This window comes from Pseudomonas sp. F8002, from assembly GCF_013385495.1.
GTDB lineage: Bacteria > Pseudomonadota > Gammaproteobacteria > Pseudomonadales > Pseudomonadaceae > Aquipseudomonas.
In genome coordinates this window covers 84728-101616 of record NZ_JACAPW010000002.1, presented here as the reverse complement: position 1 = coordinate 101616, position 16889 = coordinate 84728, and the positions used below count along the sequence as shown (strand labels likewise).

At 62.6% G+C, this 16889-nt stretch carries 18 protein-coding genes; 11 read left to right on the top strand and 7 right to left on the bottom strand.

All coding sequences use genetic code 11. The annotated features are described in order from the left end of the window. The first annotated feature begins 28 nt into the window (after positions 1–28). The 9 genes from HX811_RS02780 (at position 29) to HX811_RS02740 (ending at position 9044) form a co-directional block, all read left to right on the top strand. Complete coding sequence (locus tag HX811_RS02780) at positions 29–1003, top strand: substrate-binding domain-containing protein (RefSeq protein ID WP_003207745.1); 975 nt, start codon at positions 29–31, stop codon at positions 1001–1003. A 93-nt stretch (positions 1004–1096) separates the two neighbouring features. Continuing rightward, positions 1097–2113, top strand: coding sequence for a galactitol-1-phosphate 5-dehydrogenase (locus tag HX811_RS02775; RefSeq protein WP_371132342.1), 1017 nt, complete (start codon positions 1097–1099; stop codon positions 2111–2113). A 96-nt stretch (positions 2114–2209) separates the two neighbouring features. Next, positions 2210–3730 carry a ribulokinase gene (locus HX811_RS02770; RefSeq protein WP_087693921.1) on the top strand — a complete coding sequence of 507 codons (1521 nt, stop codon included), beginning with the start codon at positions 2210–2212 and terminating at the stop codon, positions 3728–3730. Continuing rightward, the gene (locus tag HX811_RS02765) at positions 3727–4713 is read left to right on the top strand and encodes a sugar-binding transcriptional regulator (RefSeq protein WP_102606040.1); all 987 of its coding nucleotides are present in this window, start codon (positions 3727–3729) and stop codon (positions 4711–4713) included. Before HX811_RS02770 ends, HX811_RS02765 begins: the two co-directional genes overlap by 4 nt. Then, a complete protein-coding gene (locus HX811_RS02760; protein WP_177044617.1) occupies positions 4706–6202 on the top strand; it encodes a sugar ABC transporter ATP-binding protein in 1497 nt (498 codons plus the stop codon). Before HX811_RS02765 ends, HX811_RS02760 begins: the two co-directional genes overlap by 8 nt. After that, positions 6199–7227 (top strand): ABC transporter permease, encoded by a 1029-nt coding sequence (locus tag HX811_RS02755; RefSeq protein WP_003207754.1) that lies wholly within the window; start codon positions 6199–6201, stop codon positions 7225–7227. The genes HX811_RS02760 and HX811_RS02755 overlap by 4 nt, the downstream gene beginning before the upstream one ends. 10 nt (positions 7228–7237) lie before the next feature. Further along, the gene (locus tag HX811_RS02750; protein ID WP_177044615.1) at positions 7238–7921 is read left to right on the top strand and encodes an HAD-IA family hydrolase; all 684 of its coding nucleotides are present in this window, start codon (positions 7238–7240) and stop codon (positions 7919–7921) included. 87 nt (positions 7922–8008) lie between these two features. After that, positions 8009–8200 carry a hypothetical protein gene (locus HX811_RS02745; RefSeq protein ID WP_023658809.1) on the top strand — a complete coding sequence of 64 codons (192 nt, stop codon included), beginning with the start codon at positions 8009–8011 and terminating at the stop codon, positions 8198–8200. 208 nt (positions 8201–8408) lie between these two features. Next, the gene (locus tag HX811_RS02740) at positions 8409–9044 is read left to right on the top strand and encodes a LysE family translocator (protein ID WP_177044613.1); all 636 of its coding nucleotides are present in this window, start codon (positions 8409–8411) and stop codon (positions 9042–9044) included. Between the two features lies 1 nt (position 9045). On the opposite strand, the gene HX811_RS02735 is transcribed toward HX811_RS02740, so the two are convergent. Further along, the gene (locus HX811_RS02735; protein ID WP_003207761.1) at positions 9046–9330 is read right to left on the bottom strand and encodes a hypothetical protein; all 285 of its coding nucleotides are present in this window, start codon (positions 9328–9330) and stop codon (positions 9046–9048) included. A gap of 308 nt (positions 9331–9638) precedes the next feature. Between HX811_RS02735 and HX811_RS02730 the strand changes: the two genes are divergently transcribed. After that, positions 9639–10094, top strand: a complete 456-nt coding sequence (locus HX811_RS02730) for a GFA family protein (RefSeq protein ID WP_003207766.1) — start codon at positions 9639–9641, stop codon at positions 10092–10094. A gap of 1 nt (position 10095) precedes the next feature. On the opposite strand, the gene HX811_RS02725 is transcribed toward HX811_RS02730, so the two are convergent. Next, positions 10096–10623, bottom strand: coding sequence for a DinB family protein (locus HX811_RS02725; RefSeq protein ID WP_177044610.1), 528 nt, complete (start codon positions 10621–10623; stop codon positions 10096–10098). 124 nt (positions 10624–10747) lie between these two features. On the opposite strand from HX811_RS02725, the gene HX811_RS02720 reads away from it, so the two are divergent. Further along, positions 10748–11467 carry a tellurite resistance TerB family protein gene (locus HX811_RS02720; protein WP_177044608.1) on the top strand — a complete coding sequence of 240 codons (720 nt, stop codon included), beginning with the start codon at positions 10748–10750 and terminating at the stop codon, positions 11465–11467. Between the two features lie 155 nt (positions 11468–11622). Here HX811_RS02720 and HX811_RS02715 read toward each other — a convergent pair whose 3' ends face one another. The 5 genes from HX811_RS02715 to HX811_RS02695 all read right to left on the bottom strand — a co-directional run bounded on the left by HX811_RS02715 (position 11623) and on the right by HX811_RS02695 (position 16467). Continuing rightward, positions 11623–12426: a hypothetical protein gene (locus HX811_RS02715; protein ID WP_177044607.1), complete on the bottom strand. Its 804-nt coding sequence runs from the start codon at positions 12424–12426 to the stop codon at positions 11623–11625. Between the two features lie 144 nt (positions 12427–12570). Beyond that, positions 12571–12918, bottom strand: a complete 348-nt coding sequence (locus HX811_RS02710; protein WP_003217865.1) for a DUF2493 domain-containing protein — start codon at positions 12916–12918, stop codon at positions 12571–12573. Positions 12919–12949: 31 nt separating this feature from the next. After that, positions 12950–13153, bottom strand: coding sequence for a hypothetical protein (locus HX811_RS02705; protein ID WP_256343952.1), 204 nt, complete (start codon positions 13151–13153; stop codon positions 12950–12952). A 59-nt stretch (positions 13154–13212) separates the two neighbouring features. Continuing rightward, positions 13213–15927, bottom strand: coding sequence for a magnesium-translocating P-type ATPase (gene mgtA / locus HX811_RS02700; protein ID WP_177044606.1), 2715 nt, complete (start codon positions 15925–15927; stop codon positions 13213–13215). Between the two features lie 246 nt (positions 15928–16173). Beyond that, entirely contained in the window at positions 16174–16467 is a 294-nt protein-coding gene (locus HX811_RS02695; RefSeq protein WP_003219143.1) for a hypothetical protein, read from the bottom strand. Positions 16468–16889: the final 422 nt, after the last annotated feature.

The following is a 16889-nucleotide window of genomic DNA, read 5'->3' as shown; positions in this document are numbered from 1 at the left end:
CCTGACAACAATAAAAATAGGAATCACCATGCTCCAGATAGCCCGTAAACCTGTTCATGTGCTGGCCCTTGCACTGGCTGTCGCGGCCTCGGCGCTGGCGCTGAACGCCCAGGCCAAGGATCTGAAGATCGGTTTCAGCCAGGTCACCCTGCAATCTCCCTTCTACGTACAACTGCGCGACGGCGCCAAGGCTGCAGCGGCGAAGGGCGGCGATGAGCTGATCTTCCTCGACGCCAACGGCGATATCAGCAAGCAGAACAACGATATCCAGGACCTGCTGACCCGCAAGGTCGACATCCTCATCATCAACGCCGTGAACCCCGACGCCGTGGGCGCGGCCCTCGACGCCGCCAAACGCGCCAAGGTGCCGGTGATTGCCGTCGACCGCGCAATCAATGCCCCGGTCGCCACCACCATTGGCCGTAACAATGCCGAGATGGGCGAGCTGTCCGGCAAGGCGCTGCTTGCAGCGCTCAAGCAGCGCGGTGTGACCAAGGGCAAGATCATCGAGATCCAGGGCGACGCCGGCGGTACGGTGATGAAAGAACGCCGCAAGGGCTTCCACACCGCTTTGGCCGGCACCGACTTCAAGATCATCGACGGCCCCTACAGCGAGTACATGCGCGCCAACGCAGTCACGGCAATGCAGGATTTGCTGCAAGCGCACCCGGACCTCAAGGCGGTGATCGCGCATAACGACGACATGGCCATGGGCGCGCTGCAAGTGCTCACCGAAAGCGGCAAGAAAGACGTCCTCGTGGCCGGGATCGACGGCTTGTCCGAGGCCTTGAATGCCATCCAGAGCGGCGATCAATACGTGGCCACCGCCCTCAACGACCCACGCTACCTGGGCGAGGTCGCCATTGAGGCGGCGCGGGCCCTGGCGGCCGGCAAGTCGGTGCCGAACTTTGTCGACGCCGGCACCCAGGTGGTGACCAAGGCCAACGTGGCCGAGGTCAAGCATGACTCTACCTTCGGCGAATACCGCCCCGGCGCGCTCTGACGGATCTGCGCCGCCACGCTATGGATTTTTGCGGGCACCTCTTGCGGGAGGTGCCTGGTCGAACGCACTCGTCACTCAACAGAGGAATTCACTGTGAAAGCTGCCGTCATGTACCAACCGGGCGATATCCGGGTCGAAAATGTTCCAAAACCTGCGGTCAAGGCCGGCCACGCGCTGGTTCGGGTCGCCGCCTGCGGCGTGTGCGGCTCGGATATCCCGCGCATGCTGAGCAAGGGCGCCCATGTGATGCCGCTGATTTGCGGCCATGAATTCGCAGGCTTTATCGAAGAGATCGGCAGCGGTGTCGAAGGCTATGCCATCGGCGAATTGGTGACAGTGCCGCCGATGATCCCGGACGTCAGCAGCGACCAATATGCCCGAGGCTTTCCGTCCCGCTCGGAGCGCTACGATTACTTCGGCAGCCGCCGCGACGGCGCGTATGCCGAGTACGTCAATGTGCCCCTGAGCAACCTGATCAAGGTGCCCCAAGGCATGGACCCGATTGCCGCGTCCCTGGTGGACCCGGCGGCGATTGCCCTGCATGCGATCTGGAAAGCCGACTTCAAGGCCGGGCAGAGCGGGGCGGTGGTAGGTTGCGGGCCGATCGGCCTGTTTGCGATCCAGTGGCTGCGGATCATGGGGGCCAAGGACATCGTCGCCATCGACATCGCCGAAGAGAAACTCGCCATGGCCCGCGAAGCCGGCGCCACCCACACCCTGCTCAGCGGCGCGGCGGATGCCGAGTTGCCCCGTTGCCAACTGGTGATTGAAGCGGCAGGCCATCCCAGCTCGATCAACCAGGCCGTGCAACTGACCAAGGCTGGCGGGCATGTGGTGTTTATCGGCATTCCCACCAGTGACGTGGCCCTCAGCACCGCAACCTTCTCGCACTTCCTGCGCCAGGAAATCTCCCTGCACGGCGCCTGGAACTCGTTCTCGGCACCGTTCCCGGGCGATGAGTGGACGGCCTCCATCGACAAGCTGGCTTCCGGTGAATTGCAGTGGCAGTTCATGATTACCCACGACTTGCCGCTGGATGAGTTGCCGGCGATGTTCAAGCGCTATGCCGATCGCAGCGAAGTCGCGGCCAAGGTGATTTTCCGTCCCTGAGCCACGCCGTCAGCTGTGTGTCGCCAAGCCCGACGGCGCTGTGCGTTGCCGGGCTTAAAACAAAAAGCGTTGTTACAAGACGCAGGAGAACTACCGATGACCTTGTTGTTGGGACTGGATTTCGGAACAGGTGGGGTGCGGGCTGGTTTGTATGACCTGCACAGCCACAAACTGGTACACGTCGCCGAGGCGCCGTATGCCACGCAATACCCGCAGCTGGGTTGGGCCGAGCAGGCGCCGGCGGACTGGTGGTCGGCGCTGGGCAAGGCCTGCCGGCAGTTGATGGCCCAGGCCGGGCACCCGCAGGTGGCGGCGGTGTGCGTTGCCACCACAGCCTCCACCGTGGTGGTTGCCCAGGCGGACGGCCAACCCCTGGCCCCGGCGTTGTTATGGATGGATTGCCGCGCCGCTGCCGAGTCGGCGCGCACGGCCCACGTCAGCCACCCGATGATGAACCAGGGCGGTGACGCGGTGGAATGGCTGGTGCCCAAGGCCATGTGGCTGGCCGAGCACGAGCCTCAGGTTTACCAGCGCGCCGAGCGTATTTGCGAGGCCGTGGACTGGATCAACTTTCAGTTGACCGGGCGCTGGGTCGCCTCCCAATTGAATGCCAGTTGCAAGTGGAATTACGACACCCTGCAGCAGCGTTTTCCGGTGGAGTTGTACGCCGAACTGGGCGTGCCTGAACTGGCGCAAAAACTCCCTCAGGAAGTGATCAAAGTCGGTGGCCGGATCGGCCCATTGAGCGCCGATGCCGCCAATCATCTGGGCCTGAGCCGCGACACCCTGGTGGCCCAGGGCGGAATCGACGCCCACATGGCGATGCTCAGTGCCGGTACCACTGGCGCCGGCGAGCTGTTGTTTATCGGCGGTACCTCGGTGGTGCAACTGATGCACACCCCGCAACGCATCGACGTACCGGGCATCTGGGGCCCGTACCCCGGCGCCTTGCTCGACGGCCAATGGTTGATGGAAGGCGGGCAAGTCTCCGCCGGTTCGATCCTCAACTGGCTGGCGCAAAAGATGTTCGGCCTCGACGATGCCGGGCACCAGCGCCTGATCCGCCAGGCCGCAGAACTGCAGCCCGGCTCCACCGGCTTGCTGGTGCTCGATTACTGGATGGGCAACCGTACACCGTACCGCTCACCGGACATGCGCGGCGCGATCATGGGCCTGTCGCTGAACCATGACCGGCATGACCTGTACCGCGCCTCGGTGGAAGCGATTGCCCTGGGCTCGGCGAACATCTTTCACACCTGGCGCTCCGAGGGCATCGAGATCACCCGGGTGGTCGCCGCCGGTGGTTTCCAGAAGAACCCGTTGTGGTTGCAGGCCACGGTGGATGCCACCGGTGTGCCGTTCGAAATGGTGCCCCACGATAACCTCACCCTGATCGGCACCGCCGCCGCTGCCGCCTGCGCCCTTGGTGAGTTCGGCACCTTGCAGGAAGCCGCTACCGACTTCACCACCATCGGCCGGCTGATCGAGCCCGACCCTTACGCCCACGAGCAATACATCGAGCTGTTGGGCCGCTACCGCGCCGCCACCGACAGTGTCGCGCCCATCAGTTGCAAGCCACCGGCGAACCGCACGCTCGGCGTAAGGCCGGCAGCATGAGCGCCCATCCTGAAGAAACGTTTGCCACGCGGTTGTCGGCCGATTCCCAGCGCGATGACTTGATGGTCCAGGTGGCCAAGCTGTATTACGACCTGGAAAAGACCCAAAGCGATATCTCCCGGGAGACCGGCCTGACCCGCTGGCAAGTCAGCCGCTTGCTGCGCGAGGCGCGGGATTGCGGGGTGGTGCGCATCGATATCGTCGCTCGCTCGGCGCGCTTGCCGCAGCTGGAAGTGGCTTTGCAACGGCGCTTCGGCCTGCGTGAAGCATTGGTGCTGGATGTGGAAGATGCCGACACCGCGCTGAACGTCGTGACCCAGGCCGCCGCCCGTTACCTGTGCAACTTGCAGCCGATGCCGGCGCTGATCGGCGTGTCGTGGGGCCGCACCCTGACCAAAATGGCCCAGTGGCTGGTGCCGCGCTGGAACGAGGGGGTCAACGTGGTGCTGCTGAACGGCGCGATCAATACCCGTTCGATGGGCGAGTCCAGCCATAACGTCGCCGAGCGCTTCGCCCAGGCTGCCCGTGGCCAGGCCACGTTGCTGCCGGTGCCGGCGATTCTCGGGCATGTGCATACCCGCGAGGCGCTGGAGCAGGACCCGGTGATCGCCCAGGTATTGCGCCTCGGGCAACAGGCGCCGGTGGCGTGTTTCAGCCTGGGGGAGTTGTCTGATCATTCGGTGTTGATGGAGTCGGGTTACATCGACCGGCCATTGCTCGAAGAGCTGGAACGCCTGGGCGCGGTCGGCGACATCATGGGCCGTTTTATCGGCATGGACGGTGAACCGGTGATGCCCGAACTCGACGCCCGCACCCTGGGCCTGCCGTTGGCCGCCTTGCGCGACAAGGCCTGGTCCATTGCCGTGTGCGTCGGCGCGCAGAAGCACCGCATCGTCCACGCCAGCGTCAAGGCCGGCTACGTCAATGTGCTGGCCACCGACGCGGCCACCGCCCGCTATTTGCTGGAGCAGGATCATGAGTGAGTTGGCCCTGGATATCCGTCATGTCAGCAAGCGTTTTCCGCCCAATGTGGTGGCGCTGACCGATGCCTCCCTTGACGTTCGGCCCGGTGAGGTGCATTGCCTGCTGGGTGCCAATGGCGCGGGCAAAAGTACCCTGTTGAAAATCGTCGCCGGCGCCCATCGTCCGGATGGCGGCGAGATGTCGGTGGCGGGCCGGCGGGTGGAACTGAAGAATCCGCAGCAGGCGCGCCAGGCCGGGATCGCGATGATCTATCAGGAGCTCGACCTGATCCCGCAGATGACCGTCGAAGAGAACCTGATGCTCGGCTATGCGCCCCAGCGCTTCGGGATTATTTCCCGGGGCAAGCGCAGTGCGTTGGCCAAGGCCGCGCTTTTGCGGGTCGGGGCCAACTTCTCGAGTTCCGACCGGGTGGGCAGCCTGTCGATTGCCAACCAGCAATTGGCGGCCATCGCCCGGGCACTGACCTGTGAGGCCCGGCTGGTGGTGATGGATGAGCCTTCGGCGGCGCTGAACGAGACCGAACTCAAGCGGGTGTTCCAGGTGATTCGCGAGATCACTGCGGCGGGTGTGGCGGTGCTGTATGTCAGCCACCGCTTGAATGAAATTCGCGAGATCGGCGACCGGGTCACGGTGCTGCGTGCCGGGCGAACCCTGCAAACCCACGAGCTGGCGCACATTGACGACCAGGCGCTGATCGCCGCCGTGGTCGGCGAGCACCGCGACCTGCTGGAACGCAGCCCGCGTCAGGCGCCGCGGGACAACCTGGCGCTGAATATTCGCCGGCTGCAAGGCGAGCAGGGCCTGGACGTGCAGGGGCTGGAAGTGCGTCAGGGCGAAATTGTCGGGCTTGCCGGGCTTAACGGGGCAGGGCGCAGCACGTTGCTCAAAGCCTTGTTTGGCGTGGGGCGCAACGACAGCGATGTTGAACTGTTTGGCCAGCCTTATCAGCCGCAAACCTCGCGCCAGGCGATCCGCCAGGGCGTCGGGTTGGTGCCGGAAAACCGCAAGACCGAAGGCCTGCTGCTGGATGCGCCGATCTACCGCAACGCCTGCCTGGTGCACACCCGGCACTTGAACTGGTTCTCCCATCGCCAGGCCAAGGACCGCGCCGGCCCGGTGCTGCAGCGCTTGCAGACCAAGCTCGACAACCTTGAGCAACCGGTACGCCAGCTCTCCGGCGGCAATCAACAGAAGGTGGTCATGGCCAAGTGGGTGATCGACGGCGCGCGCCTGTTGCTGCTGGACGAGCCCAGTCGTGGCCTGGATGTCGGCGCCAAGGCCGACCTGTATGCCCTGGCCCGCAGCCTGGCGCAGGAAGGGGCGGCGGTGCTGGTCGCCAGCAGTGAGCTGGACGAGTTGTACGTCAATTGCGACCGCATCTGGGTGATGCATGAGGGGCGCAACGCGCTGTGTTTCGACCCCTTGACTGCCAGTCGCGACCAGATCGACCAGGCCATCCTTATCGGTAGAACGAGTGTAGAACCATGACTATTGCAAGCAACCCAAGCCCGGTTTTCGATAAGCCCGTCACCCTCACCAGCCGCCGTCGCAGTGCGGTGCTGGAGTGGGTGATGCGCTACAACTTCGTGTTCATTTTCCTGTTTGCGGTGGTGGTGGCGACGTTCCTGTCGGACGACTTCCTGACCTTCGGCAACATCGCCAACCTGTTCCAGCAGGGGGCGATTGTCGGGATCATCGCCATCGGCATGACCTTCGTTATCCTTACGGCCAATATCGACCTGTCGGTGGGCAGCCTGTGTGCCTTCGGCGGGATCCTGGTGGCGGTGCTCCTGCAGCAGCAGGTCAGCGGCTGGCTGGCGGTGCCGGCCACGTTGCTGGTGGGACTGGCCATCGGCACCTTGATGGGCAGCCTCACGGTGTTTGGCAAGGTGCCAAGTTTTATCATCACCCTGGCCGGGCTGGTGTCGCTGCGCGGGGCCACCTTCCTGGCATCCGACGGTGCGCCGATTGGCGGATTGCCGGCCAGCTTCACCTCGTTCGGCTCGGCCATGATCGACATCTGGCCCAGCGCTGGCATTGCATTTCCGGTGCTGGGGCTGATCTTTATCCTGATCACCGTCATCGCCTGGCTGGTGCTGCGCTACACGGTGTTTGGCGAGTATGTGCTGGCCACCGGCGGCAACCTGGAGGCTGCGCGGCTGTCCGGCGTGCCGGTGCGGGCGGTGACGATTGCGGTGTTCGCCATCTGCGGCGGCCTGGCAGCATTCGCCGGCTTGTTGATGACCTCACGCCTGCACGTCGGCCAACCGACCGCTGCCCAGGGCCTGGAACTGGATGCAATTGCCGCCGTGGTGCTGGGTGGCACCAGCCTGTTCGGCGGGCGCGGCAGCGTGGTAGGCACGGCGGTGGCGGTGATGCTGCTGCAGGTGTTGCGCAATATCTTCAACCTGCTGGGGCTGGGCTCGTTCTACCAGATGGCGATCACCGGGGTGATCATCGTGCTGGCGATTTTGCTCAACCGCTTGATCGACCATTACGCCGGGCGCACCTGAGGACACCGTGATGAATGCACCGCTACCCGCGCCGATCAAGGCCGTGATCTTCGACATGGACGGCCTGCTGCTCGACACCGAAGGCATCTACACCGAAGTCACCCAACTGATTGCCGACCGCTACGGCCGCACCTTTGACTGGAGCATGAAGCAGAACACCATCGGCCTGGGGGCTTATGAACTGGCCAGCTATATCGTGCAGGCCGTGGGCTTGCCGATGAGCCCCGAGACGTTCTTGCAGGAACGCACACCATTGATGAATGCGCGGTTTCCCCAGGCGGCGGCCATGGCCGGGGCCCAGGCGCTGGTGCGGCATTTGTCGGCCCACGGTGTGCCGATTGCGGTGGGTACCAGTTCGTCGCGGCACTATTTCGAACTGAAAATCACCTTGCACCGCGACTGGTTCTGCTTGTTCGATGCCATCGTCACCGCCGATGACCCTCAGGTAGGCGCTGCCAAGCCGGCGCCGGATATCTTCCTGGTGGCCGCCCAGCGACTGGGAGTGACGCCCGCTGAATGCCTGGTGTTCGAGGATTCCCCATTCGGTATCACTGCGGCCAAGGCGGCCGGCATGTACGCCGTGGCCATCCCGGACCCGGCGATGCCGCAGGAGAAGTTCCTGCATGCGGATGGAAGACTGCTGAGCCTGGAGGCGTTTGACCTCGCGCGATGGGGGTTGCCAGCCTACCGCTGACTCGACGTCCGGTAGGCTGCCTCGTCGTCAGCGGGTGTATGGTAGACCGGGCAAACACCTGGATTATCTCTGGAGAGAGAGGTGACTATGAGCACTCCCATGCTGAACAAGCTGCATCTCAACGGTTATGACATCGTGCAGGTCAACAGCGGCCCGTGGCGCGTCTGTACCAAGGCTGATCGCCTGGCATCCTTCGGTTCCCGTGAACAGGCGCTGGCGTATGCCGCGGCGCTACCGGGTTACAAGGCACGGTCTAGGCCGGTCGCCAATGATGCATGAGCCCTCAACAGCCTCGGTCAATCCGGGGCTTTTTATTGGCACCCAATTGAGCAATACATGACCGGTGGCGAGGGAGCTTGCTCCCGCTGGAGTGCGAAGCGCTCCCGGGATTTTGGGGCCGCTGCGCAGCCCAACGGGAGCAAGCTCCCTCGCCACATAGAGGATAGGGTGCGATGATTCGCAGCTGATCAGCCCGTAGGAACCTGTCATGTCCCTGGCAACCTTATTTCTGTTCGTCATGATGAGCGCCGCGATTATCGCGATACCTGGCCCGACGGTTCTGTTGGCCCTGCAAAATGGTTCGCGCCATGGTTTGCAGGCGGCGTTCTGGGGCATGGCCGGGGCGGTGTTGGCCGACGCGTTGCTGGTGACGGCTGTGGCGTGTGGCCTGGGATTGCTGCTGGCGGCCAGCGAAGGGTTGTTTCAGGCGCTGAAATGGATCGGTTCGGCGTACCTCATCTGGATCGGCTGGCAGATGTTGCGATCACCCCAGGCGGCGTTGCCATCGGTGGGCGAAGGTGAGGACGGCGGCACCCACTCGGCGAGTATTTTCACCCGCAGTTTCCTGGTGGCGATTTCCAATCCCAAGGCATTGTTGTTCATGTCGGCATTCCTGCCGCAATTCGTCGACAGCACCCAGGCACAACTGCCGCAGTACGCGTGCCTGTTGCTGGCGCTGTGCGTGCTCAATGTCAGCATCATGATGTTCTACGCGGTATGCGGGGCACGCTTGCTCAGTCGCCTGCGGCCCGCACATTTGCAGCATTTCAATCGCGGGGCGGGTGGGTTGTTGATGACGATGGGCGTGCTGTTGGCCGCTTACCGTCGTGCCCCGGCTGCGTAACTTAAACGAATGGCTGGCCGTGGAACCCGCGTGGCAGGCGCTGACGGCCTGGCAGGTCGGTCAGGCGCTGGGTCCAGGCACTGCGCCAGTCACCGGCGGCATGGGCGGTTTTGGACTTGCGCGCGGCACGCCGAGCGGCGTTGCGTTGGGTGCGGCGGGCTTCCTTGAAGACTTCGGTGTTACGGCAGGTACGGCACTTGACCCGATTCAGCTCGGTGCTGGAAGGGAGGTTGTTGCCGTGATGACCGCAGGCAAGATGCCCGGCGACCTTGAAGTGAATGACCATGTAAGCGTCTCCTTCTTGGGGGATGCGTCGCATCGGTAATCTGCTGATGCGCGCGGGCAGGGCGGGGCAGCCATTGGCTGATGTTCACCGCTCTGTCTTTTATGACAGTTCGCTGCTCCATGCGTTCGTTTGAGGGTATTGCGCTCCTTTCGACACCCATTGCGCTTGCTGGTGACGCAAAGGCCAGTTGCAGAAGTACCTGGCGTATCCATGGTGATTGCCGCGCCGTAACCTGACCGGCATTGCTGTTCGCGACGCACCCGCTCGTTTATCCTCCGGTCACACACACAATGTGACTGGAGTGGAAGATGAGCAATCAAGAGTCCCAGGAAGGCGGCTGCCGTTGTGACCGGGTGCGTTTTACCGTGACCGAAAAACCATTGATCACCATGGCGTGCCACTGCACAGGGTGCCAGAAGATGTCATCCAGCGCGTTCTCGCTGAGCGCGCTGATCCCCAGCCACGGATTCACCATCACCCAGGGCAACCCGGTGATCGGCGGGTTGCATGGCGTAGACCGCCACTACTGCTGCCCCCACTGCATGAGTTGGATGTTTTCCCGCCCCAATGGCGTGGAAGATCTGATCAACCTGCGCCCCACCATGCTGGATGACGCCAGCGGTTATGTGCCATTCATAGAGACCTGGACCAGTGAAAAGCTGCCGTGGGCGACTACCCCGGCGCAGCACAGCTTTGCGCAGCTCCCGGAGAGGGAGAATTTCCCCGCGCTGATACAGGCGTACGCCGAGTACAGCGGCGGTTGAACTAGTCCATCAGCGCCAGCAGGTCGGTGTCGCCCACGTCGCGCCCGGCCTGGGTCAGCAGCGTTGTCACCTGGCCCCGGTGGTGGGTCTGGTGATTGAAGAAGTGCACGAGCAGTGCATGAAAATTCTTGTTCATGGGCGTGCCCGCCATGTTGTGGTACTGCAGGGGCTGATCCAGGTCCGGCTCGCTGATGGATTGCACCCAGTCGATGATGAGCTGGTCGAGCCAGGCGCGATGGGCCGACAGTTCACGGATATCGGCGAAGGCCAGTTGATTCAGGCGTGGCGGCAACGCCAATGCGCTTAGCGGTGCCAGCGCGGCAAAGCCTGCCGGATGCTCGGCGAAACGCTTGAGCCAGACGCGATCACCCAGGGCGAGGTGGTTCAGCGTGCCAAGGATCGACCCGAAGAACGCGCCACGGTCGGCAATCAAGTCTTCGTCGCTCAGGCCGTGGGCCGCTTCATACACCTTGCGGTTCATCCACTGGTTATAGGTCGCCATCAAGGCAATCTGCTCGGTACGGGTCACGTGAGGTTCCTCGATGGGGGGCGCGTCGCCATGATAATGCGAGCCTGCCGGGCGGTCATGGTGTTCTCGCGCAGCGCAGCTATTGTTGTTGATCTGGAACTCTGCGCCCTGGGAGGGTGACACCATGAATACCGGCGATCTACTGGAACAATTGTTGCGGGCGGGCCAGGCCTCGTCCAGCCAGCAGGGCGGCGCTGCACCCGGGTCTCAGGGCGGGCTCGGTGGTTTGGGCGGCTTGCTTGGCGGTTTGCTGGGCGGCAGCGCTGCTTCGGCTTCCGGCGGTGGCGGCCTTGGTGGCTTGCTCGGTGGCCTGGGCGGCATGCTCGGCGGAACCCGTGCGGCGCCTCAGGGGCGCACCGGCGGCACCAACTACGCGGCGCTGGCGTCGTTGGGGATGATGGCGTTCCAGGCGTATCAGGCCTGGCAGCGGCAACAGGCGTCGGCGCCGCAGCAGGCGTTGCAGACGGTTGACCAGTTGTCTGGCGCGCAGGTCGAAGAACACAGCCACGCCGTGCTGCGTGCATTGATCGCGGCAGCCAAGGCGGATGGCGAGATTGATGAGCGGGAGCAACAGATGATCTCGGCCGAGATCGGCAAGCACACCGATGATCCGCAATTGCAGGCGTGGCTGGATGCCGAGGTAGCCAAACCGCTGAATGCGGCGGATTTTGCCGAGTTTGCCGGCGACCCGGCGGTGGCGTCGGAGGTGTACCTGGTCAGTGTGCTGCTGGTGGATGAACAGCGGGACGCGGAGCGCAATTATCTGGATGAGCTGGCGGCGCAGTTGAAGATTGATCCTGAGTTGCAGGTGCATCTGGAGCAGCAGGCCAAGGGGCAGGTTTAAATCGCTATTACGGTCATACCAACCTGTGGCGAGGGAGCTTGCTCCCGCTGGAGTGCGAAGCGCTCCCAAAGATTCCGGGGCCGCTACGCAGCCCAGCGGGAGCAAGCTCCCTCGCCACAGCAAGCTCCCTCGCCACTGGGGTCATCGTCTGCGGGTTAGAACCGCAGTGTGGCCCCCGTCGTGAGCCATTGATGCTGATCCCCGATCAAACTGCGTCCTACCACCAGGTCCACGTCCACATTCTTGCCGATATGCACCCTCGGCCCGGCTTGCCACGCTTGGTCGCCGCCTTGCTGGCCGTAGCGTTCGGCGATCAGTGTCAGTGAGTCCATCAGGCTGTATTCAAACCCGGTACCCCAGGTCGGCCGATGGGTCTGGTCGCCGTCGTTATAGGCGTGGCTCCAGCCGGCGTTGAAGTTAAGCCGCAGGGCCTCCATGGGCTGCCAGGTAAACGGCACATTCAAGTCCGCTCCATCAAACGAGTGCTGGCGGTTCAGCGCGTAATGTACGCCGGCAGACGCGGCCAGTTCCAGGCCCAGGTCTTCTCGGGCCCACAACTGCGCCTTGAGCTGCGGATTCACTTGGGTTTCGCCGTCGCCATCATGGTTGGCCCGGGACACGGCGGCAGTCCACTGCAACCACGCAATGGCAGCGGAGGTGCAGGCCGGCGCCAGGGTTTCACTGTGGGTTGAGCCAGCGTGCCGGTTGGCGGTGAACCAGGCGTCGACATTGCATTCGCCCGGGGCGTTGATTGCGCCGTCGTCGACCACGTAGGAGCCGCCGGCCGCATGGGCATTCGACATCAGGCTGAGCACCAGCACGATGCCCGCGGTCACGCCGACGAAAATCAGGTTGCGCCGCACTGCCCGAAGCTTGGAGGCGGGCAGGGGATGAAAGGTAACGTGGGTGGTGCGGTTGCGGTATTTAGTGAAACCGTCAGGGGTGTGTTTCTTGTACATGGTGAACCTCGATCAACAGCCGGTGGCGCGCCCCGACCGGACTTGGCAGGGACGCGCCGTGTTTCAAATAGAAAAGGGTGTGCAACGGGGTACTGCTACAACGGGGTTCTTCGTTCATGCCTGGATACTCCAATAAGGGTTGATTCAGCTGTCTACAGTCAGCACATGGATGCCACTGGCCCTGGCCTGGCTCACCAGTTCCGAGGTGTCGTCGCCACCGGGCAGCGCGATGATCACGTCGGGCCGGCTGTCGGTGAGCATGAACTGGTTGCGATGGCGTTCGGCCTGCTTGCCATGGCGTTGCCAGTTGGGTGGGTAACGCACCACATCCACTCCGGTTTCCCGGGCCCAGTCTTCCACGTCGCTGCCCAGGAACTGGCTGCCACCGTGGATCAACACCTGCACCGGGCGCAGGCGGTGGTAGGCGTCCAGCACCTGGCGGGACATTTTTGTATCGGCGTAATGACGACCTGCACAGATCAAGACGCGCATGGTGATCTTTCCTTGTAGTGCGTATTGCCATTTATCGACGCGGGCGCAGCAAGCGGATGCACGTACTGTTCAAGCTGCTGGAGAAGCCCAGCATGAAGCGCATTTCCACGGCGCTGAGCACGTTGCGCGCGTACAGCCGTACGCCCAGCACCATCACCGCCTTGGCCGCCTGGGCGAGGCCGAACACCAGCAGCGCGCGAGCAGCGTTGTCGAGGTAGCTCATAAGTGTGTTCATTGTCTGTCTCCGCGTGCACTGGCTATCTACCGACAGCCAGCGCTTTCAGGGGCGGTTGATCAGTACCACTGCTTGAAGCGGCGGATGTAGAGGGTTTTCATCAGTTGTGCCACGCAGCAGTAGGCGACCAGGGTGCCCACCAGCCATGGGAAGTACGCCAGTGGCAGCGGCTCCAGGCCGACCATCGCGCCCAGCGGCGAGAACGGTACGTAGATGCCCAGCCCGATCACGATGCAGGTCATCATCATCACCGGCCATGCGGCGTTGCTCTGAAAGAACGGGATCTTGCGGGTGCGCAGCATGTGCACCACCAGGGTTTGCGAGAGCAGCCCCTCGATGAACCAGCCGGACTGGAACAGGGTCTGCATTTCCACGCTGTTGGCCGAGAACACGTACCACATCAGGGCAAAGGTGGTCATGTCGAAGATCGACGAGGTCGGCCCGATCCAGATCATGAAGCGGCCAATGTTTTTCGCGTCCCACTTGCGTGGCTTGGCCAGGTATTCCTTGTCCATCTTGTCCCACGGCAAAGCCAGCTGGGAGATGTCGTACATCAGGTTTTGCAGCAGCAGGTGGATCGACAGCATTGGCAGGAACGGGATGAACGCACTGGCCACCAGCACCGAGAACACGTTGCCGAAGTTGGAACTGGCGGTCATGTTCAGGTACTTCATGATATTGCCGAAGGTCTCGCGGCCTTTCAGCACGCCTTCTTCCAGCACCATCAGGCTCTTTTCCAGCAGGATGATGTCGGCGGATTCCTTGGCAATGTCCGTCGCACTGTCCACCGAGATGCCCACGTCGGCAGCCCGCAAGGCCGGAGCGTCGTTGATGCCGTCGCCGAGGAAGCCCACGGTGTGGCCGTTGGACTGCAAGGTCTTGAGCACCCGCGACTTCTGCAGCGGCGTCAGCTTGGCGAACACCGTGCGCTCCTCGACCCGCAGCTTGAGGGTGGCGTCGTCCATCGCTTCGATTTCCGTCCCCAGCAACGGTACGCCTGGCTCCAGGCCGACCTGGCGGCAGATCTTGCTGGTGACGATGGCGTTGTCGCCGGTGAGCACTTTGACCGCCACGCCAATTTCGCGCAGGGCAGCGATCGCCGGGCCAGCGGTTTCCTTTGGTGGATCAAGGAAGGTCAGGAAACCACGGATCACCAGGTTGCGCTCATCGGCCGTGGTGTACTGCTTGCGGGCGAGTGCCTGGGGAATGTTGCGGGTGGCCAGCACCAGCACCCGGAAGCCGTCCTCGTTGTAGTCCTGGGCAATCGCCAGCAACTCGTTGCGACGCCGATCATCGAGCTCGACGGCCACGTCGCCTTCCATCACGTGGGTGGAAATGCTCAGCATCTCCTCGACCGCCCCCTTGCACACCAGCAGGTGATCGTTTTGCGCGTCCTTGACCACGATCGACAGGCGACGGCGAATAAAGTCGAACGGCAACTCATCCACCTTGCTGTAGGCAAACGGCACCTGGAACTTCGGATTCTGCTCGGAGAACTGTACGACCGCCTGGTCCATCAGGTTCTTCATGCCGCTCTGGTGATGGCTGTTGAGCCAGGCGAGGGTCAGCACTGAATCATCACGGTTGCCAAAGGCGTTGACGTGGTGCTCGAGGATGATCTTGTCCTGGGTCAGGGTGCCGGTCTTGTCGGTGCACAGCACGTCCATCGAACCGAAGTTCTGGATCGCGTTGAGGCGCTTGACCACCACCTTGCGCTTGGCCATGGCGGTTGCACCCTTGGCCAGGTTGGCGCTGACGATCATCGGCAGCATTTCCGGGGTGAGGCCTACCGCCACTGCCAGGGCGAACAGCAACGCGTCGCTCCAGTCACCCTTGGAGAAGCCGTTGAGGAAGAACACGATCGGCGTCATTACCAGCATGAAGCGGATCAACAGCCAGCTGACGCTGTTCACCCCGCGGTCAAATGCGGTTTGCACCCGGGAGCCGACAATCGCCTTGGCCAACGAGCCAAAGTAGGTGCGCGGGCCGGTGGCAACCACCACGGCTTTCGCCCGGCCGCTGACCACGTTGGTGCCCATGAAACAGATGTTCGGCAGGTCCAGCAGGTTGCCCTGGTCGGCCGCCGTGGACGTGGCGGATTTTTGCGTCACATCCCCGAGGGTGTCGTACTTCTCTACCGGCAAGGCTTCGCCGGTCAGCACGGCCTGGCTGATGAACAGGTCGCGGGACTCGATCAGGCGGATGTCGGCCGGGATCATGTCGCCGGCAGACAGTTGCACGATATCGCCGGCCACCAGGTCGCGCATCGGCACTTCCCGCAGGGTCGGCTTGGAGCCCACTTGCTCGCGGCGCAACACCGTGGCGGTGGTACGCACCATGGCCTTCAAGGCCTCGGCGGACTTGGCCGAACGATGCTCCTGCCAGAAGCGCAGCAGGCTGCTGAGCATGACCATGGTCATGATAATGATGACCTTGGTCAGGTCGGCTTCTTCACCAGCCTGCAGTGGCAGCCAGTAGTCAGTGAAGAAACTGATGGCGCCGAGGGTCAGCAGCACATAGATGAACGGGTTGTTCAGGGCCTGGAGGAATTGCACGATGGCGTGAGGCGGCTTGTCGTGGGCTACCTCGTTGTAGCCTTCACGTTGCAGGCGAGCAGAGGCATCCAGTTCGGTCAGGCCATCCTTGGTTGCCCGGACATTGGCGAGGGTTGCCGAGAGGCCGTTCTGGGCTTCGCGGGCGGCACGCATCGACAGCTTGGTGTCGGTATCCGTGCCGTTTTTCTTGTGCGGTTTCGGGTTTTTTACTGCGCTCATTGTGTGTACTCCTGTCGCCAATTTTTCGACAAAACATACCCGGTACTTACCTGATGACAGGCGAGCGAAAGCATGCCGAGTCGCTGACTTCGCGATCGGTTTAAATAAGGTGTTGGGTAACTTTCTATGGGCCCGCTAACAGCGCCTTAGTTAACTAGCGCGCAGCGGGCTACTACTGGCTTCGTCCATAGAGAACTCCAGCTAATCAATTAACGGATAATCAGGAAGTTGCTGTTTCCAGCTGGCTTATGCCGCGCGAGCGTCCACGTAGAGGCTCAGCATCAGGCTCGCTTGCGCGACCAGGCTGGAAACGTCCCGTCTCTGTGGGTCTTGAGGGTCGGCGTGATCCCATTGCTGGACCAGGTGGCCGGTGGTGGGGCAGATACGCCAGTGTGCCCGGGGAGTCGGGCACACGCGGGGGGATGAGGTCACAAAGGTGCTGCGGGTAGGGGAAAAGCCTACGGGCTCGCGGCACAATTTGGCACGCAGGGCGTTAGCCAGCGTACGCAGATCAGGTAAAACAATCAGTTGAAAGGTCATAACACACCTCGGGACCGGACTGGCATCCGGTGAGGCAGTTACGTTGGAGCGTCAGGCTCTAGCGCAGCTTACTCGGCCGGAAAGGCGAGTCCCGTCATTTTTTCTGGGTTTGGCGCCCGATTCGCCGCATTCACGGTGATCGGACAACGACTAGATACTGTGTCCATTGGCTTCTTTTGTGAGGTTGAAAAATGGCCCTGAGTTGCAGGCACGGGGAATTTACTCAGGCAGTTGCCGGATGTCAACGGTTAATGACTTAATTTGTTACTGGTTCAGAGTTTGTTCAGATAGAAGGTTGGGGGAAGTTGCAATATCAAGTGTGCTTATTGATAAGTGGCCGGTGTGTGGCGGGCAGGTGAAGTAACAATAGCCGGATAACTTATTGCGGGGTTCCGAAGCCTGCGTTCGGCCAGCGTGGTTTA